Here is a 1,461-nt window from a genome sequence, read left to right as displayed (position 1 = left end):
TAGGGGGTGCGGACGAAAAGTTGGACTATCAGCAAACCGGTAGGAGGAGAAAATGTACTCAGAAGATCAGTACAATAAAGCTCTTGCGGAATATGATAAGATGGGCTCCGTTACCAAAACAATTGCTCGACTGGGGTATCCTGTCAGAAGGCAGACTCTCTACAACTGGATTGCACGCAGAAAGCACCTTCCCGTGGGACAATCGACGTTTCGTGGAGTGAATACTCCGGAGCATCCAAGGCACCCCTCGTTAGAACTCAAATTAGCTGCTATTCATCGTTGCTTTGAATTGGGCGAGGATGTACAATCAGTATCAGATGAGATTGGCTATAGCACAGCCAGTATCTATCTCTGGCGGAAGAAGTACATTCAGGAGGGCTGCACGGCACTTATGAATCCATCTAATGAGCGAAAGCGGGGAGAACTGACGGCGGGGACTCCGGTCACATCAGAAGAGCTATCAAGGCTCAAAGCACAGGTACAGGATATGCAATTGGAGATAGATGTCCTAAAGGAAACCATAAATGTACTAAAAAAAGACCCAGGCGCCGACCGGACAACTCTCCGGAATGTGGAGAAGGCAGCGGTTGTCGACGTCTTGAAAAATAAATATTCGCTGCCAAAGCTGCTTAAAGTTTTATACTTTGCACACAGCAGTTACTATTATGGGAAAGCAGCAAACAGACGATCGGACAAATATGCCTCTCAAAGGAAGCAAATCGGGGCGATCTATAAGGATAACCACTCGTGCTATGGGTACAGAAGAATTTATTTGGCACTGAGAAAAAGTGGCGTACGGCTTTCAGAAAAGGTCATCCGCCGCCTAATGAGGCAGGAGCAGTTGCAGCCTGCCATCAAAAGAACGCGAGCATACAGCTCCTACAAGGGAGAAATAACTCCTGCTGTTCCCAATATAATGAATCGCCACTTCCATGCCGAACAGCCAAACGAAAGATGGTTGACAGATATAACAGAATTTGCTATTCCAACAGGAAAGGTATATCTATCGCCCATGATTGATTGCTTTGATGGTATGCCGGTCTGCTGGCGTGTAGGCGTGTCACCCAATGCAGAGCTAGTAAATGGAATGTTGGATGATGCCGTCTCGGCGCTGCGGACGGGAGATCACCCCATCGTCCACACGGATCGTGGATGTCACTACCGCTGGCCGGGCTGGATTGATAGAATGAATAAGGCCGGACTCACAAGATCCATGTCGGAGAAGGGGTGTTCCCCGGATAATTCTGCCTGTGAAGGCTTTTTCGGACGCATGAAGAACGAGATGTTCTATGGACTATCGTGGCTGGGCATATCCATTGACGGGTTTATTCAAGTAATCAATGACTACATGGTCTGGTATCGAGAGAAACGAATTAAAGAATCCCTTGGTGGGTATAGCCCACTGGAGTATAGACAAAATCTAGGGCTTGCATAGTACAAGATTTTGTCCGCACCCCCTTA

General features: G+C 47.6%; 1 protein-coding gene. It reads left to right on the top strand.

The features are described from left to right. Positions 1-52 precede the first annotated feature (52 nt). Positions 53-1,435: an IS3 family transposase gene (locus tag RTK01_RS16725; protein WP_312282051.1), complete on the top strand. Its 1,383-nt coding sequence runs from the start codon at positions 53-55 to the stop codon at positions 1,433-1,435. The last annotated feature ends 26 nt before the right edge of the window (positions 1,436-1,461 follow it).

The sequence above is a fragment of the Oscillibacter sp. genome, from assembly GCF_031978065.1.
Classification (GTDB): Bacteria; Bacillota; Clostridia; order Oscillospirales; family Oscillospiraceae; genus Oscillibacter.
The sequence above is the reverse complement of the archived record's forward strand: the minus strand, read 5'-3'. Positions and strand labels throughout refer to the sequence as shown.

What these genes read in the sequence shown, in the direction of transcription:
- RTK01_RS16725 (WP_312282051.1), top strand. Translation starts at nt 53, where the DNA reads ATGTACTCAGAAGATCAGTACAATAAAGCTCTTGCGGAATATGATAAG.